This is a genomic window from Pseudomonas sp. FP2309, from assembly GCF_030687575.1.
In the GTDB taxonomy this organism is placed as follows: domain Bacteria; phylum Pseudomonadota; class Gammaproteobacteria; order Pseudomonadales; family Pseudomonadaceae; genus Aquipseudomonas.
On sequence record NZ_CP117439.1, the window covers coordinates 4168481 to 4192018 of the forward strand.

Consider the following 23538-nt stretch of genomic DNA (forward strand, 5'->3'; position numbering starts at 1 on the left):
CGAATGCGCGCTCTAACCCTGCACCTGAGAATCCTGATCGCCATCCTGGTGGTGCTGGGTATTTCGGTCACCGCCTATCAGATTTTTGTGCTGGGCATCCCCGTCACCGAGGACGCCACCGACGACTTGTGGAACATCGACGCCAAGGTCGAGTTCGTCGCCAACCCGAAAGACCCGGTGAAAATCCAGATGTTCGTGCCGCCATTGAGCCGCGACTTCGTGAGCCTCAACGAGAGCTTTATCTCGAACAACTATGGGGTCAGCGTCAACCGCATCGACGGCAACCGCAAAGTGACCTGGTCGGCGCGCCGGGCCAAGGGCAACCAGACCCTGTATTACCGCCTGGTGTTGACCAAGCGCTACAGCGGCGAAAAAACCAAGATCAAGGGCCCGACCTTCCGCGACAGCATCGCCGTCGAAGGCCCGGAAAAAATCGCCGCCGAAGCCCTGCTTGCGCCGATTCGCCAGCATTCGGCCGATGTCGAAACCTTCATCACCGAAGCCATCAAGCGTACCAACAACCTCAACGACGACAATGTGAAGCTGTTGCTGGCGGGCGACCCCTCCACACCGCACAAGGCCAAGATCGTCGAATTGCTGCTGTCCATCGCCCATGTGCCGGTAGAAAAAGTCCACACCATCCGTCTGGTCGCCGACCAGCCGCAAACCCCTGAACTGTGGCTGCGCAGCTTCAATGGGAGTGACTGGCTGTACTTCAACCCGGAGACCGGCGAACAAGGCCTGCCCGCCGACCGCCTGCTGTGGTGGACCGGCGATGAAAACCTGATCACCGTCGATGGCGGCAAGAAAGCCATGGTCACCTTCAGCCTGAACAACAGCGAGATGAACGCGATTCGCCTGGCCAAGCTGACCGACGAAAACACCGACGCCAATTTCCTCGAATATTCGCTCTACGGCCTGCCGCTGCAAACCCAGCAGACCTTCATGATCATGGTGATGATCCCGATCGGCGTGCTGGTGATCCTGATCCTGCGCAACCTGATCGGCTTGCAGACCCTGGGCACGTTCACGCCGGTGCTGATTGCCCTGGCGTTCCGCGAAACGCAGTTGGGCTTCGGGATCGTGCTGTTTACCATTATTACCGCGCTGGGCCTGTCCCTCAGGTCGTACCTTGAACACTTGAAGTTGCAGATGCTGCCGAGGCTGTCGGTGGTACTGACGTTTGTCGTGGTGCTGATCGCGGCCATCAGTTTGTTCAGCCACAAGCTGGGGCTCGAACGCGGCCTCTCGGTGGCGTTGTTCCCGATGGTGATCCTGACCATGACCATCGAACGCCTGTCCATCACCTGGGAAGAACGTGGCGGCGGCCACGCCATGAAAGTGGCGATCGGCACGCTGTTCGCCGCCTCCCTGGCGCACATCATCATGAGTGTGCCGGAGTTGATCTACTTCGTGTTCACCTTCCCGACGGTCCTGCTGATCCTGGTGGGCTTCATGCTGGCCATGGGGCGTTATCGCGGCTACCGCCTGACCGAACTGGTACGTTTCAAGGCCTTCCTCAAGGCTGACTCGTAATGTTCGGCTTCTGGAAGACCTGGAAAGCCCTCGAAGCGCGGGGGATCATGGGCATCAACCGGCGTAACGCCGACTACGTGCTCAAGTACAACAAGCGCAGCCTGTACCCGATCGTGGACGACAAGATCATCACCAAGGAACGGGCGATCGCCGCAGGCATCCACGTGCCGGAAATGTACGGGGTGATTTCCACCGAAAAGGAAATCGACAAGCTCGACGAGATCATCGGCGGGCGCAGCGACTTTGTAATCAAGCCAGCCCAGGGCGCCGGCGGTGACGGCATCCTCGTGGTGGCCGACCGTTTTGAAGGACGCTACCGCACGGTGTCCGGCAAGATCATCAGCCACGAGGAGATCGAACATCAGATCTCCAGCATCCTCACCGGCCTGTATTCACTGGGCGGCCACCGTGACCGCGCGCTGATCGAATACCGCGTGGTGCCCGACCAGATCTTCAAGAGCATCAGCTACGAAGGCGTGCCGGATATCCGCATCATCGTGCTGATGGGCTACCCGGTGATGGCCATGCTGCGCTTGCCGACCCGCCAGTCCGGCGGCAAGGCCAACCTGCACCAGGGCGCGATCGGCGTGGGCGTAGACCTGGCCACCGGCCTGACCCTGCGCGGCACCTGGCTGAACAACATCATCACCAAACACCCCGACACCACCAACGCGGTGGATGGCGTGCAACTGCCCAACTGGGACGGTTTCATGAAACTCGCAGCTGGCTGCTATGAGCTGTGCGGGCTCGGCTATATCGGTGTGGACATGGTGCTGGACCAGGAAAAAGGTCCGTTGATCCTGGAACTGAATGCGCGACCGGGGCTGAATATCCAGATCGCCAACGACTGCGGCCTGACCCTGCGTACTCACGCGGTAGAGGCTCGCCTGGAAGCGCTGAAAGCCGCCGGTGTGAAGGAAACCGTGGAAGAGCGGGTCAAGTTCGTGCAGGAAATGTTCGGGCATATTCCGCCCGTAGAAGGCTGACGCGGCCTTCAATCTGCCTATCTCCGACATCCCCCCTAGGAGCAAATCCTGGGGGAGACTACAATTCCCTCCCCCGCGCCTTGGCTGATCCGCCCCGCATGTCGACCTGCTCCGTACACCCGCTGCCCTACCGGGCCAACCCCGCCGAGTATTTTGCGGCGATTCGCCATGCGCCTGGCGCCGTACTGCTCGACAGCGGCCGTCCGGTTGCCGAACGCGGGCGCTATGATCTTCTCAGCGCCTGGCCTGAAGCGACCCTGACGGTTGGGCCTGACGAAAGCGGCGGTGATTTCCTGCAGCGCTTAAGGGGTAATCTTACCCAACTGGGTGAAGCGGCCCTGCCCGCAGGTCTGGAGCTGCCGTTTGCCGGCGGCTTGATCGGCTACCTGAGTTACGACTTTGGCCGACATCTGGAGCAGATGCCCCACTTGGCGGTGGATGACCTGCATCTGCCGGATGCGCGTTTCGGTCTGTATGCCTGGGCGCTGATCAGCGATCACCAGGCGCGCACCAGCCAACTGGTGTTCCACCCGGCCCTGGCTGACGGCGAGCGGCAACGCTTGATCGCGGTGTTCAACCAACCGCCGGCTGATACCACTGCGTCCTTCAAATTGAAGGGCACCATGGCACCGGACCTCACTGCCGAGGCCTATCGCCAGGCCATCGCGCGGATCCAGGACTACATCCAGGCCGGCGACTGCTACCAGGTCAACTTCGCGCAGCGTTTTCGCGCGCCGTGCGTCGGTGATCCCTGGGTCGCCTATTGTGCGTTGCGCGAAGCCTGCCCGACGCCGTTCTCCGGGTTCCAGAGCCTGCCGGATGACGGCGCGATAGTGAGCCTGTCGCCAGAGCGCTTCGTGCGCATCAGCGAACGCCAGGTGGAAACCCGCCCGATCAAAGGCACCCGCCCCCGCGGACTCAACCCCGCAGAAGACGCCGCCCACGCCGCCGAACTGCTGGCCAGCGCCAAGGATCGCGCCGAGAACCTGATGATTGTCGACCTGCTGCGCAACGACCTGGGCCGCACCTGCCGCATCGGCTCGGTCAGCGTGCCGGAGCTGTTCAGCCTGGAAAGCTACCCCAATGTGCACCACCTGGTCAGCAGCGTGACCGGCGAGTTGGCCAACGGCAAAGACGCCCTCGACCTGATCGCCGGCAGCTTCCCCGGCGGCTCCATCACCGGCGCGCCAAAGATCCGCGCAATGCAGATCATCGACGAGCTGGAACCGACGCGACGCGGCTTGTACTGCGGCTCACTGCTTTACCTGGACGTTCGCGGTGAAATGGACAGCTCCATCGTCATCCGCAGTTTGCTGGTCAAAGACGGACAGGTGTGCTGCTGGGGCGGCGGCGGGATCGTGGCGGACTCGCAGTGGGAGGCGGAGTATCAGGAGTCGCTGACCAAGGTGCGGGTATTGTTACAAACGCTGGAAAGCTTGTAACGCAAGGCGCCCTGCGGGTGCTCGGGCGCCTTGCCCAGCAGCGGAAAAAGCCTGAATCAGAAGGGCTGTGGACGAGGGGCAAGCGCAAAGTTAGCGTCCAGCACAGACTGTCCACTGCCCTCTGTGAAGGACCACAAGAAGCGACTGCCGACGCCCCGGCAATTATTTCCGGGATTGCACATCCAAACCGCCGCGCCTATCATCTCCCAAAATGGGAGGGTGCCAGCATGCGAATAATCGCGCTCTCTACCTTGCGAACATTCTGGGACAGGCACCCGGCCTATATCGATGCAAAAACGCCGCTGGTCGAGCTGTACCGGCATATGGAGAAGGCAACTTACCCGACGCCACAAGCGCTCAAGGCCGAGCTCAGAACCGCGAGCATTCTCAAAAGCGGCCGGGTTGTTTTCAACGTAGGCGGCAACAAATATCGAGTGATCATGGCGATCGATTACCAACGACAGCTTGGGTTCATACGTTTTGTGGGGACCCACGCGCAGTACGATCAGATCAACGCGGAGACCGTGTGATGAACATCAAACCTATTCATTCCCAAGACGATCTGACCGCCGCCCTCGCGCGCGTCGAGCAGCTCTGGGGAGCGGACGTCGGCTCGCACGAGGGTGACGAGCTGGAAATTCTCGCCGTGCTTATTGAAAAGTACGAGGCGGACCATTACCCGATGCCGTCTTCGGATCCGGTGGAAGCGATAAAATTTCGCATGGAGCAACTGGGCATGACCGCCCGCGACCTGGAACCGTTCATCGGCCCAAGTGGGCGGGTGTCAGAAGTGCTGAACCACAAGCGCAAGCTCAGCCTGTCGATGATCAAACGCCTGCATGAAGGCTTGAGCATTCCTTATGAGCGTTTGTTGGCGGGGGGTTAAGCAGCCACGGAGGCGGCCCCATCATTCCTAACGCTCAACACCCTCCCTGTGCTGAGCGGGCTTGCCGCTCAGCACAGACAGTATTCGCAGATGTCACTTACAGGCTCAACGGCCGATTCGACGCCTTGATGAACTCTTTTTTCAAATCCTCGAACGTATGCACGGCCGGAAACTGCGGGAACTCGCGGATCACGTTCTCCGGCGCATGGAACAGAATCCCATGGTCGGCTTCGCCCAGCATGCTGGTGTCGTTGTAGGAATCGCCGGCGGCAATCACGCGGTAGTACAGGGTCTTGAGCGCCAACACTGACTGACGCTTGGGGTCTTTCTGGCGCAGTTGGTAGCTCACCACGCGGTCGGTGTCGTCGGTGATCAAACGGTGGCACAACAGGGTCGGGAAGCCCAATTGACGCATCAAGGGCTGGGAGAACTCATAAAAGGTGTCGGACAGGATCACCACCTGGAAGCGCTCGCGCAGCCAGTTGACGAACTCGACGGCGCCGTCCAGCGGCTTGAGCGTCGCGATCACCGCCTGGATGTCGGCGAGCTTGAGCCCGTGCTCGTCAAGGATACGCAGACGTTGTTGCATCAGCACGTCGTAGTCGGGAATGTCGCGGGTGGTGGCCCGAAGGGATTCAATACCGGTTTTTTCGGCGAAAGCGATCCAGATTTCCGGGACCAGCACCCCTTCCAGGTCAAGACAGGCAATTTCCACAAGACACTCCCATTGGATGTTGTTAGTTGAGCGAGCAAAAGGACTGCCGAACTCTAGCGATTCAAGCTCGCCGCCGCAACGCAGAGCGGATTTTGATACCATCGCTCCCCTATAGAGCGCTCAGCGCCACTGACCTGTAGGGACCGTCCTGATGAACCAAGCCTTCGACGTCGTTGAACTCGCCGCGACCTATGCCAACAAATCCGCCCAGGACATTCTCAAGCTGGCGTTCAGCCAGTTCGGTGATGACCTGTGGATCTCCTTCAGCGGCGCCGAGGACGTGGTGCTGGTGGACATGGCCTGGAAGCTGAACAAGAACGTCAAGGTGTTCAGCCTCGACACCGGCCGCCTGCACCCGGAGACCTACCGGTTCATCGAGCAGGTGCGTGACTTTTACAAGATCGACATCGAACTGATCTCACCCGACCAGAGCAAACTGGAACCCTTCGTCAAGGAAAAGGGCCTGTTCAGCTTTTACAAGGACGGCCATGGCGAATGCTGCGGTGTGCGCAAGATCGAGCCACTGCGCCGCAAACTTTCCGGCGTGAGTGCCTGGGCCACCGGCCAACGCCGCGATCAGAGCCCCGGCACCCGTAGCCAGGTGGCGGCCTTGGAAATCGACACCGCGTTCTCAACCCCGGAGCGCACCCTCTACAAGTTCAACCCGCTGGCGCAGATGACCAGCGAAGAGGTCTGGGGCTACATCCGCATGCTGGAGCTGCCGTACAACAGCCTGCATGAGCGCGGTTTTATCAGTATCGGCTGCGAACCGTGCACCCGCCCGGTGCTGCCGAACCAGCACGAGCGCGAAGGCCGCTGGTGGTGGGAAGAAGCCACGCAGAAGGAATGCGGGCTGCATGCGGGAAATATCATCAGCAAGGCCTGATCAAACCTGTACACAAGAATGTCACCATTAGTGCCATTCTTGTGTGCACTTACCTAAATACCGCACCAAAACGTTACATTTCCCCTCGCAGCAAAATCCCCGCTACGCCACCTGAAACTCGCCACGCAAAATAAATACCTGTTCGAACGGTCAATTTATAGCACTTCAAATTCAGTGAGTTACTTTTAAAACCTATAAAAACGAAATTACCCCCGGTTTTCATAGATCGAAAACTGGCACGCATGTGGCTTAAGGCATAAAGCGTCTTGTATACAATAAATACAAAACATACATACACTTTGCCATCCGCCGCCTTGCTGCAGATGCGCTGGAGCCTGCCGGAATGCGTACAAGCCTCTCGAATGACCTCGCACTGGATCTGCCCTCCTCAGCCCTGACCCCCGACGCCACCCAACCCGGCCCGTTGGTGCTCAGCCCGCGGCTGCACAACAAAGACCTGGCGCCCACCAAGGTGGAAGGTCGACGTTGGGGGCGCTACAGCATCTTTGCGTTGTGGACCAATGACGTGCACAACATCGCCAACTATTCGTTCGCCATCGGTCTGTATGCGCTGGGCCTGGGCGGTTGGCAGATCCTGTTGTCACTGGGCATCGGCGCGGCGCTGGTGTACTTCTTCATGAACCTGTCGGGCTATATGGGGCAGAAGACCGGCGTGCCGTTTCCGGTGATCAGCCGAATCAGCTTTGGTATCCATGGCGCGCAGATTCCGGCCTTGATCCGCGCGGTGATCGCGATTGCCTGGTTTGGCATCCAGACCTACCTGGCCTCGGTGGTTTTCCGCGTGTTGCTGACGGCGATTCATCCTGGATTCGCCGACTATGACCACAACTCAATCCTGGGCTTATCCACCCTGGGCTGGGCCTGTTTTGTGGCGATCTGGTTCGTGCAACTGGTAATCCTGGCCTACGGCATGGAGATGGTGCGGCGCTATGAGGGCTTCGCCGGTCCAGTGATTCTGGCTACGGTGGCCGCATTGGCCGGTTGGATGTACTTTCAGGCGGGCGGCCAGATTGCGTGGTCGATCCGTGAGCCGCTGAGCGGCGGCGAGATGTGGCGCAATATCTTCGCCGGCGGCGCGCTGTGGCTGGCGATCTACGGCACGCTGATTCTCAACTTCTGCGATTTCGCGCGTTCCTCACCGTGCCGCAAGACCATTCAGGTCGGCAACTTCTGGGGCCTTCCGGTGAATATCCTGATATTTGCCGCCATCACCGTGCTGCTGTGCGGCGGGCAATTCCAACTTAACGGCCGAGTGATCGAAAGCCCCACCGAGATCATCGCCGCCATCCCCAATACCTTCTTCCTCGTGCTCGGTTGCCTGGCCTTTCTGATCGTCACCGTGGCGGTGAACATCATGGCCAACTTCGTCGCCCCAGCCTTTGTGCTGAGCAACCTGGCGCCCAAGTACCTCAACTTCCGCCGCGCCGGGTTGATCAGCGCCACCGTCGCCGTGCTGATCCTGCCGTGGAACCTCTACAACAGCCCGCTGGTGATCGTGTACTTCCTTTCCGGCCTGGGCGCACTGCTGGGGCCGTTGTACGGCGTGATCATGGTCGATTACTGGCTGATCCGTAAAAGCCAGGTGGACGTGCCGCAGTTGTACAGCGAAGACCCTAATGGCGTTTATTACTACAGCCGGGGGGTCAATTTGCGCGCGGTGGCGGCGTTTATTCCTGCGGCGGTGATCGCCATCCTGCTGGCGCTGCTGCCTGGGTTCGCCAGTGTCTCGCCGTTTTCCTGGCTGTTTGGCGCCGGTATTGCAGGGCTGCTGTACGGGCTCATCACCAAGCGCCAGCCGTTCTACGCCGATGTCAGCGGCGAAAGCATTGCAGTCGACAACGTCAGTCATTAATCAAGGACACTCCATGCGTATCCTCGTGGTCAACGTCAACACCACCGCCTCCATCACCGACACCATTGCCGCGCAAGCGCGGGCCGTGGCCGCACCGGGCACCGAAATTGTCGGGCTCACGCCGTACTTCGGCGCCGAATCGGTGGAGGGCAATTTTGAAAGCTACCTGGCGGCCATCGCCGTGATGGACCGGGTGATGGCCTACGACCAGCCGTTCGACGCGGTGATCCAGGCCGGCTACGGCGAACACGGTCGCGAAGGCCTGCAGGAATTGTTGAACGTGCCGGTGGTGGACATCACCGAAGCCGCCGCCAGCACCGCCATGTTCCTCGGCCACGCGTATTCGGTGGTGACCACCCTGGACCGCACCGTGCCGCTGATCGAAGACCGCCTCAAACTCGCCGGCCTGTACCAGCGCTGCGCCTCGGTGCGGGCCAGCGGCATGGCCGTGCTGGAGTTGGAAGAACACCCGATGGCCGCCATGGAAGCCATCGTGCGTCAGGCCGAACTGGCGATCAGCGAAGACAAGGCCGAGGTGATCTGCCTGGGCTGCGGCGGCATGGCCGGGCTGGATGAACAGATTCGCCAGCGCACCGGCGTACCGGTGGTGGACGGCGTGACGGCGGCGGTGACGATTGCAGAGTCGTTGGTGCGGTTGGGGTTGTCGACGTCGAAGATTCGCACCTACGCCACGCCGCGGCCGAAGAAGGTCATCGGTTGGCCGAGTGCGTTCGGGCGGTAGACCCAGGCGCCTGTATCGCGGGCAAGCCCGGCTCCCACAGTTGATCCAATTCCAATGCGGGAGCCGGGCTTGCCCGCGATGGCCACTACGTCAAACAGCGCTGAAACGCTGCCCCAGAGCCTTCGAGGCAAACTGCTCGATGATGAAGTCCACAAATGCGCGAGTCTTGCCGGGCAGCAGTTTGTGCTCGGCGTAATAGATGGAAATGTTGCCGTCGTCCACATACCAGTCAGGCAACACCCGCACCACAGCGCCACTGTCCAGGAACGGCACGGCCATGGGCATGCTCACCAGCGCAATGCCCAGGCCCTGGGCGCTGGCGCAGCAGGCAGCTTCGGAGTCGCTCATGGTCATGCCGGGCTTGAGCACCAGCGGGCGATGCTCACGCTCAAGACTGGTCAACTGCCAGGAGCGCACCCGGCCGGTCTGCGGTGAGCGGATGAGGATGCCGAGGCAGCGCGCCAGGTCCTCCGGCGCCAACACTGGCGAACGCTTTGCCAGGTAATCCGGCGAGGCCACCAATACCCGGTGCGCGGGTGCCAGCTTGCGCGCCACCACCCCTTGGGGCAGTTCAAAACCACCGCCGATGGCGGCATCGAACCCTTGGCCAATCAAGTCGACCTGACGGTTATCGAAATGCCAGTCCGGGCTGATGTCCGGGAAGCGCCCCATGAATTCCCCCAGCAACGGCACCACATAGCGATTGCCGAACACCGTGCCCATGCTGACCTTGAGCGTACCCACCGGCCGCCCTTCGGCGCTGGCCAGGTTGGCCACAGCGTTCTGGATGGTGATGAGGCTGCCGCTGACTTCCTCGAAGAACCGTTTGCCGGCTTCGGTCAATGTGAGACGCCGCGTACTGCGCTGGAACAGCCGCACACCCAGTCGCGCTTCCAGCTTGGCCACGCTTTTACCCACCGCTGCCGGGGTCAGGCTCAGGTGTCGCGCGGCTTCGGCAAAGCTGCCGCCTTCGGCACTGCGCACAAAGCATTCGATACTGCCAAAGCTCTCCATATCGGCCCACTCTAAACTTTTGGTTTACACAGACTATAGCAATCACCGTCTACCGGTTGAGAGGGGCGAGGTCGATACTCGGCGCCAACAACAGGGCATTTCGCCTTGGACAGCTCGGAGATCGACATGACCCCACTCAACCTCAGCGGCAAAGTCGCCTTGATTCAAGGCGGTTCTCGCGGCATCGGCGCCGCCATCGTCAAGCGCCTCGCCGCCCAAGGCGCAGCCGTGGCCTTTACCTACGTCAGCTCTGCGGCCAAGGCCCAAGCACTGCAAAACAGTGTGATCGGCGAAGGCGGCCAAGCCCTGGCGATTCACGCCGACAGCGCCGACGCCACCGCCATTCGCCACGCCGTCAACGCCACCGTCGAAGCCTTTGGGCGCCTGGATATCCTGGTGAACAACGCCGGCGTGCTGGCCATCGCCCCGTTGCAAGACTTCACGCTGGAAGACTTCGACCAGACCCTGGCGATCAACGTACGCAGCGTCTTTATCGCCACCCAGGCCGCCGCCGAGCATATGGGTGAAGGCGGTCGCGTGATCAACATCGGCAGCACCAACGCCGAGCGCATGCCATTTGGCGGTGGCGGGCCGTACGCGATGAGCAAGGCCGCGCTGGTGGGCCTGACCAAGGGCTTGGCGCGGGATCTGGGACCACGGGGTATTACGATCAACAACGTGCAGCCAGGGCCGGTGGACACCGATATGAACCCGGCAAGCGGTGAGTTTGCCGCGAGCCTCATGGACTTGATGGCGGTGGGCCGTTATGGGCACGTGGAGGAAATCGCCAGTTTCGTGGCTTACCTTGCAGGCCCGGAAGCCGGCTACATCACCGGTGCCAGCCTGACCATCGATGGTGGCTTCAGCGCATGACCGAACGAGGGAGCCGGCAGGCCTGCTCCCACAGTTTGATCGTGATCAATCAGGCAAACGGCGGCAGGCCATACCCGGCCAGATCGAAGTCCGCCAGCTTGCGGATGATCTGGTCGGCATGCTGGTATTTGCTGTCGGCCATGGCTTCATCGGGCACGGCGATGGCGGTCATGTGGGCGGCCTTTGCAGCAGTGACACCGAACGGCGAATCTTCGAACACCAGGCAATCCTGGGGTGCCACGCCCAGGCGGCGCGCGGCGGTGAGGAATATATCCGGCGCGGGTTTGGCGGCCCCCACTTCGGGGTCGTCCGCGGTGACGATGGTGTCGAACAGGCTGAACCACTCACGGTGCAGGGTGGTCTTGTGGCCGAACGAATGGCGCGACGAACTGGTGCCCACGGCAATTGGAATGTGGTGTGCCTTCAAGTGCCGCACCAGCGCCTCGGCACCGGGCATGCCCAGGGCCTTGGGGAAACGCTCGCTCATCAAGGGCTCGCGGATCTGCAGAAACTCAGCCGGTGTGATCGGCAGGTCCAGCGCCTTGACCACGTAATCCGCCAGGTCCTGGGCGCCGCGACCAATGATGTGTTGCTTGATCCCCCAGTCATAGGTGCGGCCATAGCGCTCGGCGATGATCTGCGTGACTTCGGTGTAGATGCCTTCGGTGTCGAGCAACAACCCGTCCATGTCGAAAATCACAGCCTTGATCGGAGCAGCGGTACGCGGTGCATTCATCACAACAGATCCTTGGGGGAAGGACTAAAAGGATTCAGCACAATAACGGCCACGCCGACCTGCGGGCAACCCTTTAGACTGTGCGCCTCCCCTTTCGAAGCGCACGCCATGCTCTACCGTCTCGCGGCCGACAGCCTTGTGCTGTTCCACCTGTGTTTCATCCTGTTCGTACTGTTCGGCGGCCTGCTGGCGCTCAAATGGCGGGCGGTGATCTGGCTGCATCTGCCCGCCGCAGCATGGGGTGTGGCGGTCGAAGTCTTCCACCTGCCCTGCCCGCTCACGCGCTGGGAAAACCTGTTCCGCCACCTGGCCGGCCTGGACGGGTATGGCGGTGGGTTTATCGAGCATTACCTGCTCACGCTGATCTACCCGGCCGGGCTGACCCCGCAGATCCAGCTGGGCCTGGGCGCGCTGGTGCTGTTAATCAATATGGCCGTGTATGCGCGGCTGATCCGGCGTTACGTACAGGCTTGAGACAGCTGCACTGGTGAAGAATCAGTCTCCCTTACTCCCTTCATAGCCGCCGCCATGTCCGAAGCCTTCGAAGTCCCCAGCCCCCACGAAAAACACCTTGAACACACCACCGAACATGCCCACGCGCGAGGGGATAATTTCGCCAGCCGCATCGCCGTCATGACCGCGTTGATGGCCACCCTCGGCGCCATGCTCAGTTATCAGGCCGGCTCCACCGAAAGCGAAGCGGCGATGGACAAAAACAACGCCGCCATCTTCAAGACCGAAGCGGCCAACCAGTGGAATTACTACCAGGCCAAATCCAGCCGGCAGAACCTGGCAGAGCTGGCCACTCATATTCCTGGCGTGGACGCCGCACATTACAAGGATGAAATCGAGCGCTACCAACACCAGAAGGAAGACGTGCGCAAACAGGCCGAGACGCTTGAAGCCACGTCGCGGGAGTGGAATGAAAAGTCCGAACAGGCCTTGCACCAGCACCACCGCTGGGCCCAGGCGATGACGGCGATTCAGATCGCGATTTCGCTGGCGGCGATTACCTTGCTGACGCGCAAAGAGTGGCTCAAGCGCATGGCGTATACGGCCGGCGGCGTGGCGGTGCTGCTGGGGAGCCTGGCGTGGTTGAAGCTCTGACCTGTCTGGAGCGTGTGCAGGCGCGCAGATGAAATTGTCAGCAAAATATTTCAATCTGGCATCGCGGCGACTACAGTAGCGCGCCTTCGAGAATTGGATCTCGATATTCAGCCCATGGAGTTACGCAGTGAAGTACGCCAGTAAAGTAGTCGCAGCCGCTGTTCTCGGTTTCGCCCTCGCAGGTTGCACGGGCACCGCTATCAAATCGCCGCAATACGACAGCAGCCAGTACACCGTATTGGGCCACAGTGAAGCCAGCGCCACCGGCATCATGCTGTTCGGTGTTATCCCGATCGGCCAGAACAGCCGCTTCGTGCGGGCTCAGAATGCAGCCATCAAGGCGAAGGGCGGCGACGCGCTGATCAACACCCAGGTGCAGGAAAACTGGTTCTGGGCTTGGGTACTGAGTGGTTACACCACCAAGATTTCGGGTGACGTGATCAAGCTGAAAACCGCGCAGTAAAATCGCCGGGCGTTACTCAACGCCTGCGACGTATCATGGGCCGACCTTCAGAGGACGAGCCCATGAACCTCAGCATCATGTACGCACTGGCCGCCGCCGCCCTGTTCGGCGCCAGCACGCCACTGGCCAAAAGCCTCGGCCTGGGTCTGTCTCCCATACTGCTCGCCGGTCTGCTCTACCTGGGCAGCGGCATCGGACTCGCCAGCGTGCGCCTCGTCCGCGACCGTGGCTGGAAACCCTCCGGTCTCACCCCCACCGAATGGCCCTGGCTGCTCGGAGCAATTGCCTTCGGTGGCATCCTCGGCCCGGTGGCCCTGATGTTTGGCCTCACCCGCACCACCGGCGCAACCGCTTCGCTGATGCTCAACCTGGAATCGGTGTTGACTGCGGTGATCGCCTGGCTGGTCTTCAGGGAAAACGCCGACCGCCGTATCGTCCTTGGGATGGCCGCGATTGTACTGGGCGGCGTCGCGTTGTCCTGGCCTGAAGGCGCCAGCACCCACCATGACTGGACAGGACCGCTGGCGGTGGCGCTCGCTTGCCTGTGCTGGGGCATCGACAACAACCTGACCCGCAAAGTGTCGGCGTCTGACGCGCTGTTTATCGCCGGGGCCAAGGGCCTGATCGCCGGGATGGTGAACGGCGGGCTGGCCCTGTACCTCGGCGCGCAGATCCCCGGCGTGGCGCAACTGGCGCCGATTTTGTGGGTGGGGTTTCTGGGCTATGGCATCAGCCTGGTGCTGTTCGTGCTGGCGCTGCGGGGATTGGGCAGCGCACGCACAGGCGCCTACTTTTCCACGGCGCCGTTCCTGGGTGCCGCGATTGCGCTTTTTGTGTTGGGGGAGTCGGTGACGGTAGCGTTCTGGGTGGCCTCAGCCCTGATGGCCGTGGGCGTGTGGCTGCACCTGAGCGAGCGGCATGCCCATGAGCATCTGCATGAAGCCACGGAACACGGGCATCGCCATGTGCACGATGAACATCACCAGCACGAGCATGGGTTTGAATGGGACCCGCAGGCGCCCCATAGCCATGTGCACGTGCACACGCCGATCAGGCACAGTCATGCGCATTTTCCGGACGTGCATCACCGGCATCGGCATTAAGCCGCGCTATCAGCGCCTGCTCCACCACGACACGGTTACGGCCGTCTTGTTTGGCTTGGTACAACAACTGGTCGGCCCGCTCAAGCACGGCCGAAATCGGATCTCCACCGGGGCTCCACAGCGCCACCCCCAGGGACACGGTGATGTGCCCGACCGTATCGATATCCGCAGCGGCAATAGAAGCTCGCAGTCGCTCTGCGACCTCGGCCGCGGTCTGCAGCGAACTGTTCGGCAACAAGAGCACAAACTCCTCGCCTCCAACCCGACAGGCCAAATCGTTGGAGCGGGAGTTTTGCTGCATGAGTGCCGCAATGGTCCTCAGCGTCTGATCGCCCACCCCATGACCAAACGTATCGTTCACCCGTTTGAAGTGATCGATGTCCATGGACACCACCGCGAATGCTTTGTTGGCGTCCTGCCAGCGCGCCAGGACCTCCTGCATGGCGCGCCGGTTGGCCAGCCCTGTCAGCGCATCGGTCTGTGCCTGCTGGTTCAACTTGCCGATCTTTTCCTGAAGCAGGGTCGCCCCCAGCAGCAGCGCCCGACGAATCTGCCAGCTTTCAAAATAACGCGCCGGGACTGCGCTGATCCGTTCGTAGCTGTCCGGCGTATCCAGGCGTTTGGCGCAGTCGGCGAGCCGGGACAATGGCGCCGAGATACGTGCCCCCAGCCACCAGATCAGGACGATGCCAAACAGCGCAAGCGGCGCGATGCCCTGCGCCACCTTGACCATGGTTTGTCGCAGGATGGTTTGGATATTCTCGATCGGCTGCTGCGAGATCACCCCCCAGCCACTGCTGGGCACTTTGGCGAACCCCGCAAGCATTTCCACCCCCTGCTCATCGGGCGCCTGCAACGTACCCGTTTCCTGGCTGAGCGCCGCGTCGACAATCGCCCCCTGCCTCACAATGTCGCCTATCTGCTCAGGCTCGTTGTGATAGAGCACCCGACGCGCACTGTCGATCAAATAGAGATGCGCGCCATCCTTGCGCACGTTAGTGTCGATCAACGCCTGAAGCGTATTTCTCTGCTCAAGGCGAACACTGCCACCGATAAGCCCCAGGTACTCGCCCTTCACGTCGAATACAGGATGGGAAATAAACACCACCAGATTGCCGGCCATGGACTCAAACGCGTTACTGATAATCGGCGTGCGCAGCCTCAGAGGTGCCTTATGTTGCAGCGTCCGGCCATTCAGACCGAGGTCCTCGGGGGCTGAGGCAATAATGGTGCCGGCAGCGTCGGCAATGAGCACCGCGTTAAAACTGGCGTCCTGCCCGAACAGACGCTGGGTTTCTGCTGCCAGGGAATGCTTGTCGTCAAACGTTTTGCCAATGACCGCAGAACCGTATTTCAGCTTATCCAGATCAGAACGCAACACCTGCTCAACACTGGCGGCGATCCGAGCGGCATAGGCTTTATTAACCTCCAACGCATTCTCAATCAGCTCCTGCTTGCGAATCTTGAACATCACCCAAAAGCTGTTGGCCAGCGTGGCAACGGCAGAAAGCACGACGAAGATCAGCAGCAGAATACGCAGGTTGAGCTTGGGCTTCGGTTGGGCGGGCATATCAGGCAGTCCGGATGGGGCAGGAGAATGGCAGACACTGGCGTTAAAATTTGAACCGTCCTGGCAATCAGTTCTCGTCTGGGCCCGGCGCGACTTTTCAGACGCCATAAACCACAAACCCCCGGCATTTTCTAGGAAAACCGGGGGTTTGTGTTTACTTAATGGGGGGGTGAAGGCGGGATTCGGAAGTACCCGCCACGAAACTGTCAAAAAAAGTGTGCGGTTTCAGAGCGCGGCAAAGCTGTTGCCGTCGTAAAAAATCGGTGCCGCCAGATGTTGGCTGATCGCGCGGATTTACTCGGCTGTTAAGGCATCGGCCACCACAATCCAATAGCCAAGGTGACCGCCTGTGTCAATGAATAGCTTGCGGAGCTTTTTCGGGCCGCACTGAAAGACGCTGAGATTAGCGTTGAAACTCTTCTTCGGCTGTGTCGGTTTTGCCGTTCATGGCCCATTCAGGTGAGCTCAATTTGCGCACCAAATAGAGGGCCCCCAGCCCCATATCAGTCCCATATGGCCATTTTTCAGACGCAAAAAAACACAAACCCCCGACTTTCTCTAGGAAAATCAGGGGTTTGCGTTTTCAGAATGTGGCGGTGAAGGAGAGATTCGAACTCTCGATTCTACCGACAACCTACAAAGCCCAATGTTTACTAGGCCCTATCAAGACCCCAGCGACTGAAAGTGTACGCACTTAAGGTACGCACGCAAAACCTAAAAAACCTTGGGGTCATGCTCCAAACGCTTAATTACGGAACTCAATATGGAGCTCAAGCCCATGCTCCTCCCGGAGCTGCTTCAGCATTTCCTCCGTTGAGGCGCGCGTCATAGCCCCTTGAAGACCTTCCACCCACAAGAACGCATTGACCACATCATTGATCTCAACATCACTAACCACCAAGGAAGCAATCCCCTTAGGATGCATAAGCCTATCCCGGACCTTGACCGAACGGGCTAGAGCCTCAAAACCGGCACCTTCGCACCTAATCCCCAACCTACCAGGTACAGCTCCTTCGAAACTACGAACCGTCAACCTGATCAAGTTCAAGGCTCCAGTTCGCATGACACGAGTCTGAACCTCTCCCTGGCCGGTGACCTCAATTTGTAATTCAGACAAAGCCATGCGGTTAGCTTCTGACAGCCGCTCCCCCCAAGAACCAAGCAGCATTTGTCGTTGGAAATACATACAACCTTCAATGAAGGCAAAGATGGCACGTACTAATCCCCTGCGTGCTCCTGGGGCCAGGTACGTTGGGTTTGGGTACCCTACGGTTTTGGAACCTGGCACCTGAACATATGGGTACAGGTCAGTAATGTCGGCGTGCAAAGTGAGAAAAATCGCACTGGCCTCACCCGGCTTCAGCTTGCCGTCAGCAGCATTTTGAATGTCCATCATGTTAATTCGGCCCTGATTGTTGAATCCCAACGAACCACAGGTAAACGAGCTTTTGGGGGTAGAAAACTCGTCTGAGCTTTAAGTAATTGGCTTGGTTTTTCTTTCCCCCTGCGGGGGCCATCGCCAACGACCGTAGGCCCGCCGGCTGACATCATGAGGAGTGAATGTATCACCGATATCATCCACCGGTATGGGCGAGTGACACTCGACACGGCGGAGCCAATTTGCCGTGCTCACATGGGTACACCCGTGTCGGTACGGTCAGGACAGCATTGCAGGAGCGTGGCTAACAGTGGCAATCTGACTTCCCTTACAGGAGAACCACAGATGGACGACTTGTTTTCCCCGGAAGCTGGTAACGACATTATTCACATTGAACGTAACGGCACCCGTACTGGCCCTTATAGGTGCATGTTCAGTCGTCCAAGGCTGACGCTGTTCTACGGCGAGTTGGACATATGCGAAGGTGACAAGCTCCTACGCTCGATACCTGGAAGAGAGGAAACCTACACAGTTGAACTGGTCGACTATCACCAAAGCTTCGATGGTGATATTCCCGCCTGTTACGTGGTTGAGATTAGTAAGGACACCGCGATACGGAAACCCAGCCAGAACACCACGACCAATCACATCAACATCCACGGATCGACCGGCATCCAGATTGGCGACCACAACGTCCAGAACCTTGAAGTGGCTTTGAAAGAGGTACTTGCTTCAATCGACAACGCAGATGCCCCCAAGGAAGAGCGGGAGGAAGCAAAGAACAGGCTCAATGCCTTCCTCGCCCACCCACTGGTTTCGGCCGCTGTTGGTGCATCGCTTCCCGTGGCTCTCGGCCTACTGAGCTGATGACAACCCTTTGGCCCTTCGGGGCCGCAGGCTACCGTCGTCCCGCTGAAAACAGTGATTCAGTTCCAAACCCTACGTTTTGACCGTAAACCTCGATATGGGCAATATTGGGAGGCTTCAAAGATCATAGTCAGGCAATGAGCCATCAGTTACCATCTGTGCCATTGACTACCGCAAGGGAACTGTATGCCTGACAATATGAATCACTTGAGTTTTTCACAGCGCATGGGTTTAGTGCCAGCCATCAAAGTTGCACAAGTTGACAGCATTGACCCAGCCCTAAAAAACTCTCTCTGGAATGTGGTTACCATAGTATGCCTATCGGGATATTACTCCAGAGACAGGAACTATCCAGACAGACTTCGCACTTCAAATTTTAGTGACTTTGCTGAAACACTATATAGCGATTTCCATAAAGCTGCCGTGGATACAATCCCAAGCTATTGGTCAAAATTTAAGGAAATCCTCAGAGAAAGCTATTACAAAATGAGCTGGCATCGGACTTACAGCTTCATAGAGTTCATAGTCACAATAAACCATCGCGACACCGGACAAGCTTTAATCGACGGATTCAACAAAGTTCTAGCACGTGAGAACTCAGCCTATCGATTCGTAGCGGGAAGATTGATCCAAATCACATCCCCTGATGAAATAGAGGAAATCGAGAGAGCAATCGCGAATTCCGATCAGTATGCGGGTGTAAGAACCCACATACAAACAGCACTTGGGTTTCTGACGGACAAGCTAAATCCTGACTATAGAAACTCAATCAAGGAAAGCATCAGCGCTGTTGAGTCCCTTACAAAACACTTGGTGGGCAACCCTTCTGCAACGCTCGATGGCGCTTTGAAAGTGCTGGAAAAGAGCCACAAACTGCACCCAGCCTTGAAGAAGGCATTTTCTTCGTTGTACGGATATACCAACGACTCTGATGGTATACGCCATGCACTGATGGAAAACTCCGAACTAACTCAGGCAGATGCTAGATTCATGCTAATCTGCTGTTCAGCGTTCACCAACTTCGCCATTGATAGCACGAAAAGTTAATCTACCAATGGAGTGAGTCAACATCATAGGTCACCGTAGGGCTCCACCTAGTGCAGAAGTGGTAACAGCGCGAGTATAATGTTGATTCGCCTCCAAATGCCCAAGCGCCGGGCATGTAACCAACGCTATTATTTAAACAATAACTACGGCATTTCGCACTTTGTCTTCCTTGAAAAAAGCCCATGATATCGTGCAATTGCACGCCTGGCGGTCATGACCGCAGCTCGTGAAAAAAACGCCGCTAGTACCTCTTACGCGGCGGAATAGCAGCGGTGAAGCCACGATACACCCAACCCTCTCTCGCCTCACCAAACAACTCCACTTCTACCTTTATCCACGCGCCCGAGGCATCAAGAACTTCAACTGGCGTTCCCAATGTTAAGCGGCCAAGATCATCTGACTGCTTGTCGGGGGCGGACCTGAGAATCACACGATCCCGTGTCAGTACCCTATAGCTGGAAAGAAGCTCACGCTGACTTTCTGGTAAATCGGAAATTGCTTGGCGAACTGCTTCAGGCTGGTCAGCACCAACTAACTTTCCATTGAGGTACTCAAGGGCCTGGGGTATGGCGACAAATAGTACAAATAGCTCCATGATATGGAACAGTAACAGATAGTATTCCCGCAGGTAAGCTAAAGCTGGTTTCGAAAGAGTGTTAGCATCTCCGCCCTTTGTGAGAACACTTAGTATCTCACCTTCCATTTCGGAATCAGCTTTGGCAACTCTTATATCACCGGTTACCTTGACTGCAACAGCCGCCGCCCCCTCCGCTGTAATAAGTTCGGAAAGGTCTGGAGCATCACCTGAAGAGAGATAACTCAGTAGCGGAGAACCTTGAATTTCTTCAAGTAGTTTTAACATCCGTGGACTGATGAATTCGGCGGCAGCCCTCTGTCCCGCTGTTTCATTCAAAGACTGAACTACTTGCGCAGCTGCCTTCATACTGGGGCTACCCTCCCAGGATTTAAGCATCTGACCTACAGCCTTCATTGCTGGATTTGCATCCCAAGAGCTAACGATCTGCGCGACAGCCTTCATAGCGGGACTGGCTTCCCAGGTCATTGCCACCTGTTCCATAGCCTTGAGCGCCGGGCTGTTACCAAAGGCATTCGCCATCTGCGCAGCAGCCTTCAGCGCCGGGCTATCTCCCAACTGCTTACTTATCAGAGCAGCGGCTTTTAGTGCTGGATTCGACTCGAAGGACTTTGCAATTTGAGCCATAGCCTTTAAGCCGGAAGTTTCACTTAAGTGGTTTTTCGCCTGTGACGCGGCCTTAGCTAACGGTATTGTATCTTCATTGGCCGCGACTACTGACGATGCTTCTGTCGCGGTGACCCCGGATCCAGCCTTGGCATCAACTGGGGGAAGCTCCTCTCCACTCAATCCATTTCTCCTCACCTAAGTCCAGCACTTTGAGGTGTTAGCTTGCGGTATTCCGCGTCGCCCAATGTACTCACGATACATGTTAGATGGTACGGAGGAAATTTATTGTGAAAAATCTGTCTGCCCTTTAGTAACAGTGGCGGTGCTTGCTTTCCCCCCCTCCCCCCTAACCTCGAATGGTTGTGCCAATGTAGGCATACAGACGGCACCTATGGCTTAGCAAACGTCCAGTAATATGGATGCACCTTAGTTGTAGCCGTAAGGGTATGCTTCAGCGGCAACGGCTGGAGGCCAGTCAAGGTGTTACCGCTTAGATTGTGTTGACCATGTATACGACAACATGCATAGTGACACCACTTCAACGACAACAAGGGCTGCCCGCTATGCTTATCCACGCCTACCTCCGCGCAAGTACAGCAGACCAGGACGCCAACCGCGCCAAGCAGCAACTGAAGGACTTCGCAGTCCAACACGGCCACTCCCGCGTCCTTTACTACACCGAGAACGTAAGCGGTGCATCGCTCCAGCGCCCGGAGCTGTTCCGACTCCTGGAGGTAGCCGAGCCGGGGGACGTCCTCTTGGTCGAACAGGTTGACCGGTTATCACGCCTGACCGAAGGAGACTGGCAACAGCTCCTAACTATCATCAAGGCCAAGGGCGTTAAGGTGGTCTCTCTGGACTTGCCGACTTCGCACATGGCAATGGCCCCGCCTACTACGAACAACGCCGCAGACGCCTTCACAGGGCGCGTCATAGAGGCCGTGAACGCCATGTTGCTGGACATGCTCGCCGCTGTTGCCAGGAAGGACTATGAAGACCGTATCAGGCGTCAACGCCAGGGCATCGAGAAGGCCAAGAAGGAGAAGCGCTATCAGGGCAAGTCCATCGACCAGGACAAGCACAAGCGCATACTCGCGTGTCTTGCCAAGGGCATGAGCATCCGCGAAACAGCCGAGACCACCGGCACCAGCACGTCCACGGTCATCCGGGCAAAGAAGCTCCAGGCGCAAGCATCCTGACGCCAGAATTTGTAGGTCATCACTAACCCTGGCGGTACCTAGGTATCCAGGGCGGAATTCCGGTCTTAACCGCTCCCCTGTTGGGCTTCAGCAATAAAAGCGGCAATTAGGGCCCTTCCTTGTCTAACCATACCGGCTTCCTGTCCGGCGACATCTCAACAATGGATCCCTACGCACAATTCACCCTGCCCGGACAACTGAGGCGGGGCGTCTGTGTTTGCCATCCCGCTTCCAAGGAACATTTATCCATGTACCGCAATATCCCCTCCACCCTTGTCCGCTTCAATCTGCATATACGCCGTGACCACGTCCAACGTCTGGCGCAACTGGCCCAGTGTCTGGTGAAGAAGAAAGGACGCGACGTCCGCTTAGCCGAAGCCATCGAGCTCGCCCTGGTAGCAGGTCTTCACTGGAAGGACGCGGACCTCCTGGATTTGGCCGTCCCCGACAACGCCGCACCGTACTGGCTCCAGGTAGGCCCCGTTAGGCGTCCAGGTAACGTCATCGTCCCCCGCGCCATCGAGCTGTAAGGGGGCCGCATGGGAAACTTATCCACGACGACAGCCACCACCTCCACCACAGCAAAAGTCACCATTGCGCAACTCTGCCGCTCCAAAGACTTCCAAGTACGGGCGAAGCTCTGCTTCCACACGGTTCAACGATACGCAACAGCTATCAAGGCGGGGCAGGAACTACCACCACTCCAAGTTGCTTTGGTTGACGGCGTCCCGTGTCTTGTTGACGGCTATCACCGAGCCGAAGCCCTGGATTACCTGGGTTACGTGGAAGCGGAGGCAGTCATCACCGAAACAACCAGGCACGAAGCTCAATGGATGGCAGCCACTGCCAACCTAACCCACGGACTCCCCCTCAAGACGCGTGAGCTGCGGGAGGTTTTCAGGGTCTACATTCGCACTGGCCGTCACAAGATGGGCCGAGGGCGGCTGAAGTCCTACCGGGAAATTGCTCAGGATTTAGGCCGACCACATACTACCATCCGGGGCTGGATGGAGAAGGACTTCAAGAAACTGTTCAACCAATACGGGGACGCCAATCGAAGGGCCAAGGGGGACGAGGACATTATCCGTGCACTACCTCCCCCAAGAAACGCATGGGTCGCGATTGACCACCTCGACGCCGTCCGCAACGCCTTTCAGGAAACTGCCTGCGCCGAGTCACGCGAGGCCATACGGGTCTACCTCAAAGCTCTCAGTGACGATCTACTGGCTGACTGGAAAAACAGGATGGCCGACTTCTAGCGCGGTCCCCTCCAGCCCAAGCCAAACGGGCTTCTCAGCATCAACTGTTCAATTTGTACACCTCCTATCGACAGGAAAGGGTCGCAGCCCCGCAGCGGCGCGGCCTCCAGCGAATTAACCTCGAATACAAAGGACATCAATCCATGACCACGTACATTGCTTACGTCGACGGCGCCTGCCCGAACAACGGTAAACCCAACGCCAAAGCGGGCTGGGGCGCCTACATCACTAACCCCCAAGGGGATACGTTGGAAGTTGCTGGGCCGGTACCTTCAGACCAACGTCAAACCAATAGTCGTGCGGAGCTTCTGGCGCCGCTAATGGCGCTCCGACGTTGTAAGCCTGGGGCATCTATCACCATCGTCTCTGACGCCCAATACGTCGTCAAAGGCGCTATGGAATGGCTGGAGGGCTGGAAGGCTAGGGGCTGGCGAAAGTCGGACAAGACGCCGGTCGAACATCGGGACCTATGGGAGTTGCTAGACCAAGAAATGCTGAAGCGCGAGATTCGCTTCCATTGGGTCAAAGGTCACAACGGCGATCCAGGTAACGAGCGCGCCGACATGCTGGCCTGTCGTGGGGCCAACGGCGAGTACGTTCATGAACTGACCATGGCTGGCGAGACAGCGTAATCACTGGCGGGGAGGTTGGG

General features: G+C 58.5%; 25 protein-coding genes. 19 read left to right on the plus strand and 6 right to left on the minus strand.

Annotated elements, in window-relative coordinates; all coding sequences use genetic code 11:
- Nucleotides 1-3: 3 nt before the first annotated feature.
- The 5 genes from PSH59_RS19065 (at nt 4) to PSH59_RS19085 (ending at nt 4850) form a co-directional block, all read left to right on the plus strand.
- Nucleotides 4-1536, plus strand: a complete 1533-nt coding sequence (locus PSH59_RS19065) for an inactive transglutaminase family protein (protein WP_305393430.1) — start codon at nt 4-6, stop codon at nt 1534-1536.
- Nucleotides 1536-2522, plus strand: coding sequence for an alpha-L-glutamate ligase-like protein (locus PSH59_RS19070; RefSeq protein WP_248078165.1), 987 nt, complete (start codon nt 1536-1538; stop codon nt 2520-2522). Before PSH59_RS19065 ends, PSH59_RS19070 begins: the two co-directional genes overlap by 1 nt.
- A gap of 98 nt (nt 2523-2620) precedes the next feature.
- Entirely contained in the window at nt 2621-3964 is a 1344-nt protein-coding gene (gene pabB / locus PSH59_RS19075) for an aminodeoxychorismate synthase component I (RefSeq protein ID WP_305393431.1), read from the plus strand.
- 227 nt (nt 3965-4191) lie between these two features.
- On the plus strand, nt 4192-4494 hold the full coding sequence (locus PSH59_RS19080; RefSeq protein ID WP_305395316.1) for a type II toxin-antitoxin system HigB family toxin: 303 nt from the start codon (nt 4192-4194) through the stop codon (nt 4492-4494).
- Complete coding sequence (locus tag PSH59_RS19085; protein WP_305393432.1) at nt 4494-4850, plus strand: type II toxin-antitoxin system HigA family antitoxin; 357 nt, start codon at nt 4494-4496, stop codon at nt 4848-4850. The genes PSH59_RS19080 and PSH59_RS19085 overlap by 1 nt, the downstream gene beginning before the upstream one ends.
- Nucleotides 4851-4947: 97 nt before the next feature.
- On the opposite strand, the gene thrH is transcribed toward PSH59_RS19085, so the two are convergent.
- On the minus strand, nt 4948-5565 hold the full coding sequence (gene thrH, locus PSH59_RS19090; RefSeq protein ID WP_305393433.1) for a bifunctional phosphoserine phosphatase/homoserine phosphotransferase ThrH: 618 nt from the start codon (nt 5563-5565) through the stop codon (nt 4948-4950).
- Nucleotides 5566-5716: 151 nt separating this feature from the next.
- Here thrH and PSH59_RS19095 point away from each other — a divergent pair, with 151 nt between their 5' ends.
- The 3 genes from PSH59_RS19095 (at nt 5717) to PSH59_RS19105 (ending at nt 9066) form a co-directional block, all read left to right on the plus strand.
- The gene (locus tag PSH59_RS19095) at nt 5717-6451 is read left to right on the plus strand and encodes a phosphoadenylyl-sulfate reductase (RefSeq protein WP_305393434.1); all 735 of its coding nucleotides are present in this window, start codon (nt 5717-5719) and stop codon (nt 6449-6451) included.
- A 343-nt stretch (nt 6452-6794) separates the two neighbouring features.
- Nucleotides 6795-8324: an NCS1 family nucleobase:cation symporter-1 gene (locus tag PSH59_RS19100; RefSeq protein WP_305393435.1), complete on the plus strand. Its 1530-nt coding sequence runs from the start codon at nt 6795-6797 to the stop codon at nt 8322-8324.
- 13 nt (nt 8325-8337) lie between these two features.
- Nucleotides 8338-9066 (plus strand): aspartate/glutamate racemase family protein, encoded by a 729-nt coding sequence (locus PSH59_RS19105; RefSeq protein WP_305393436.1) that lies wholly within the window; start codon nt 8338-8340, stop codon nt 9064-9066.
- A gap of 90 nt (nt 9067-9156) precedes the next feature.
- Here the strand turns inward: PSH59_RS19105 and PSH59_RS19110 are convergent, their stop codons facing one another.
- The gene (locus PSH59_RS19110; RefSeq protein WP_248083903.1) at nt 9157-10080 is read right to left on the minus strand and encodes a LysR family transcriptional regulator; all 924 of its coding nucleotides are present in this window, start codon (nt 10078-10080) and stop codon (nt 9157-9159) included.
- Nucleotides 10081-10206: 126 nt separating this feature from the next.
- Between PSH59_RS19110 and PSH59_RS19115 the strand changes: the two genes are divergently transcribed.
- Nucleotides 10207-10953, plus strand: coding sequence for a 3-oxoacyl-ACP reductase family protein (locus tag PSH59_RS19115; protein ID WP_305393437.1), 747 nt, complete (start codon nt 10207-10209; stop codon nt 10951-10953).
- A 49-nt stretch (nt 10954-11002) separates the two neighbouring features.
- Here PSH59_RS19115 and PSH59_RS19120 read toward each other — a convergent pair whose 3' ends face one another.
- Nucleotides 11003-11689 (minus strand): HAD-IA family hydrolase, encoded by a 687-nt coding sequence (locus PSH59_RS19120; RefSeq protein ID WP_305393438.1) that lies wholly within the window; start codon nt 11687-11689, stop codon nt 11003-11005.
- Nucleotides 11690-11797: 108 nt separating this feature from the next.
- On the opposite strand from PSH59_RS19120, the gene PSH59_RS19125 reads away from it, so the two are divergent.
- The 4 genes from PSH59_RS19125 (at nt 11798) to PSH59_RS19140 (ending at nt 14362) form a co-directional block, all read left to right on the plus strand.
- Complete coding sequence (locus tag PSH59_RS19125; RefSeq protein WP_305393439.1) at nt 11798-12163, plus strand: DUF2784 domain-containing protein; 366 nt, start codon at nt 11798-11800, stop codon at nt 12161-12163.
- A gap of 54 nt (nt 12164-12217) precedes the next feature.
- Nucleotides 12218-12796 carry a DUF4337 domain-containing protein gene (locus tag PSH59_RS19130; RefSeq protein ID WP_248083907.1) on the plus strand — a complete coding sequence of 193 codons (579 nt, stop codon included), beginning with the start codon at nt 12218-12220 and terminating at the stop codon, nt 12794-12796.
- A 127-nt stretch (nt 12797-12923) separates the two neighbouring features.
- Entirely contained in the window at nt 12924-13259 is a 336-nt protein-coding gene (locus PSH59_RS19135; protein WP_248083908.1) for a hypothetical protein, read from the plus strand.
- 62 nt (nt 13260-13321) lie between these two features.
- Entirely contained in the window at nt 13322-14362 is a 1041-nt protein-coding gene (locus PSH59_RS19140; protein ID WP_305393440.1) for a DMT family transporter, read from the plus strand.
- On the opposite strand, the gene PSH59_RS19145 is transcribed toward PSH59_RS19140, so the two are convergent.
- Together PSH59_RS19145 and PSH59_RS19150 are read right to left on the minus strand one after the other, a co-directional pair.
- Nucleotides 14310-15932: a sensor domain-containing diguanylate cyclase gene (locus tag PSH59_RS19145; RefSeq protein WP_305393441.1), complete on the minus strand. Its 1623-nt coding sequence runs from the start codon at nt 15930-15932 to the stop codon at nt 14310-14312. The genes PSH59_RS19140 and PSH59_RS19145 overlap by 53 nt on opposite strands.
- 745 nt (nt 15933-16677) lie before the next feature.
- Nucleotides 16678-17328, minus strand: a complete 651-nt coding sequence (locus PSH59_RS19150; protein ID WP_305393442.1) for a hypothetical protein — start codon at nt 17326-17328, stop codon at nt 16678-16680.
- Between the two features lie 327 nt (nt 17329-17655).
- Here PSH59_RS19150 and PSH59_RS19155 point away from each other — a divergent pair, with 327 nt between their 5' ends.
- Together PSH59_RS19155 and PSH59_RS19160 are read left to right on the plus strand one after the other, a co-directional pair.
- Nucleotides 17656-18177 (plus strand): RIP homotypic interaction motif-containing protein, encoded by a 522-nt coding sequence (locus tag PSH59_RS19155; protein WP_305393443.1) that lies wholly within the window; start codon nt 17656-17658, stop codon nt 18175-18177.
- Between the two features lie 186 nt (nt 18178-18363).
- Entirely contained in the window at nt 18364-19224 is an 861-nt protein-coding gene (locus PSH59_RS19160; RefSeq protein ID WP_305393444.1) for an AbiJ-NTD4 domain-containing protein, read from the plus strand.
- Between the two features lie 241 nt (nt 19225-19465).
- On the opposite strand, the gene PSH59_RS19165 is transcribed toward PSH59_RS19160, so the two are convergent.
- On the minus strand, nt 19466-20608 hold the full coding sequence (locus PSH59_RS19165) for an SH3 domain-containing protein (protein ID WP_305393445.1): 1143 nt from the start codon (nt 20606-20608) through the stop codon (nt 19466-19468).
- Between the two features lie 383 nt (nt 20609-20991).
- Here PSH59_RS19165 and PSH59_RS19170 point away from each other — a divergent pair, with 383 nt between their 5' ends.
- The 4 genes from PSH59_RS19170 (at nt 20992) to PSH59_RS19185 (ending at nt 23518) form a co-directional block, all read left to right on the plus strand.
- Nucleotides 20992-21627 (plus strand): recombinase family protein, encoded by a 636-nt coding sequence (locus PSH59_RS19170; protein WP_305393446.1) that lies wholly within the window; start codon nt 20992-20994, stop codon nt 21625-21627.
- Nucleotides 21628-21875: 248 nt separating this feature from the next.
- A complete protein-coding gene (locus PSH59_RS19175) occupies nt 21876-22157 on the plus strand; it encodes a hypothetical protein (RefSeq protein WP_248083916.1) in 282 nt (93 codons plus the stop codon).
- Between the two features lie 9 nt (nt 22158-22166).
- Nucleotides 22167-22886, plus strand: coding sequence for a ParB N-terminal domain-containing protein (locus PSH59_RS19180; RefSeq protein ID WP_248083917.1), 720 nt, complete (start codon nt 22167-22169; stop codon nt 22884-22886).
- 143 nt (nt 22887-23029) lie between these two features.
- Nucleotides 23030-23518 carry a ribonuclease H gene (locus PSH59_RS19185; RefSeq protein WP_305393447.1) on the plus strand — a complete coding sequence of 163 codons (489 nt, stop codon included), beginning with the start codon at nt 23030-23032 and terminating at the stop codon, nt 23516-23518.
- Nucleotides 23519-23538: the final 20 nt, after the last annotated feature.

What these genes read in the sequence shown, in the direction of transcription:
- PSH59_RS19065 (WP_305393430.1), top strand. Translation starts at nt 4, where the DNA reads ATGCGCGCTCTAACCCTGCACCTGAGAATCCTGATCGCCATCCTGGTG.
- PSH59_RS19070 (WP_248078165.1), top strand. Translation starts at nt 1,536, where the DNA reads ATGTTCGGCTTCTGGAAGACCTGGAAAGCCCTCGAAGCGCGGGGGATC.
- pabB (WP_305393431.1), top strand. Translation starts at nt 2,621, where the DNA reads ATGTCGACCTGCTCCGTACACCCGCTGCCCTACCGGGCCAACCCCGCC.
- PSH59_RS19080 (WP_305395316.1), top strand. Translation starts at nt 4,192, where the DNA reads ATGCGAATAATCGCGCTCTCTACCTTGCGAACATTCTGGGACAGGCAC.
- PSH59_RS19085 (WP_305393432.1), top strand. Translation starts at nt 4,494, where the DNA reads ATGAACATCAAACCTATTCATTCCCAAGACGATCTGACCGCCGCCCTC.
- PSH59_RS19095 (WP_305393434.1), top strand. Translation starts at nt 5,717, where the DNA reads ATGAACCAAGCCTTCGACGTCGTTGAACTCGCCGCGACCTATGCCAAC.
- PSH59_RS19100 (WP_305393435.1), top strand. Translation starts at nt 6,795, where the DNA reads ATGCGTACAAGCCTCTCGAATGACCTCGCACTGGATCTGCCCTCCTCA.
- PSH59_RS19105 (WP_305393436.1), top strand. Translation starts at nt 8,338, where the DNA reads ATGCGTATCCTCGTGGTCAACGTCAACACCACCGCCTCCATCACCGAC.
- PSH59_RS19110 (WP_248083903.1), bottom strand. Translation starts at nt 10,080, where the DNA reads ATGGAGAGCTTTGGCAGTATCGAATGCTTTGTGCGCAGTGCCGAAGGC.
- PSH59_RS19115 (WP_305393437.1), top strand. Translation starts at nt 10,207, where the DNA reads ATGACCCCACTCAACCTCAGCGGCAAAGTCGCCTTGATTCAAGGCGGT.
- PSH59_RS19120 (WP_305393438.1), bottom strand. Translation starts at nt 11,689, where the DNA reads ATGAATGCACCGCGTACCGCTGCTCCGATCAAGGCTGTGATTTTCGAC.
- PSH59_RS19125 (WP_305393439.1), top strand. Translation starts at nt 11,798, where the DNA reads ATGCTCTACCGTCTCGCGGCCGACAGCCTTGTGCTGTTCCACCTGTGT.
- PSH59_RS19130 (WP_248083907.1), top strand. Translation starts at nt 12,218, where the DNA reads ATGTCCGAAGCCTTCGAAGTCCCCAGCCCCCACGAAAAACACCTTGAA.
- PSH59_RS19140 (WP_305393440.1), top strand. Translation starts at nt 13,322, where the DNA reads ATGAACCTCAGCATCATGTACGCACTGGCCGCCGCCGCCCTGTTCGGC.
- PSH59_RS19145 (WP_305393441.1), bottom strand. Translation starts at nt 15,932, where the DNA reads ATGCCCGCCCAACCGAAGCCCAAGCTCAACCTGCGTATTCTGCTGCTG.
- PSH59_RS19150 (WP_305393442.1), bottom strand. Translation starts at nt 17,328, where the DNA reads ATGATGGACATTCAAAATGCTGCTGACGGCAAGCTGAAGCCGGGTGAG.
- PSH59_RS19155 (WP_305393443.1), top strand. Translation starts at nt 17,656, where the DNA reads ATGGACGACTTGTTTTCCCCGGAAGCTGGTAACGACATTATTCACATT.
- PSH59_RS19160 (WP_305393444.1), top strand. Translation starts at nt 18,364, where the DNA reads ATGCCTGACAATATGAATCACTTGAGTTTTTCACAGCGCATGGGTTTA.
- PSH59_RS19170 (WP_305393446.1), top strand. Translation starts at nt 20,992, where the DNA reads ATGCTTATCCACGCCTACCTCCGCGCAAGTACAGCAGACCAGGACGCC.
- PSH59_RS19175 (WP_248083916.1), top strand. Translation starts at nt 21,876, where the DNA reads ATGTACCGCAATATCCCCTCCACCCTTGTCCGCTTCAATCTGCATATA.
- PSH59_RS19180 (WP_248083917.1), top strand. Translation starts at nt 22,167, where the DNA reads ATGGGAAACTTATCCACGACGACAGCCACCACCTCCACCACAGCAAAA.
- PSH59_RS19185 (WP_305393447.1), top strand. Translation starts at nt 23,030, where the DNA reads ATGACCACGTACATTGCTTACGTCGACGGCGCCTGCCCGAACAACGGT.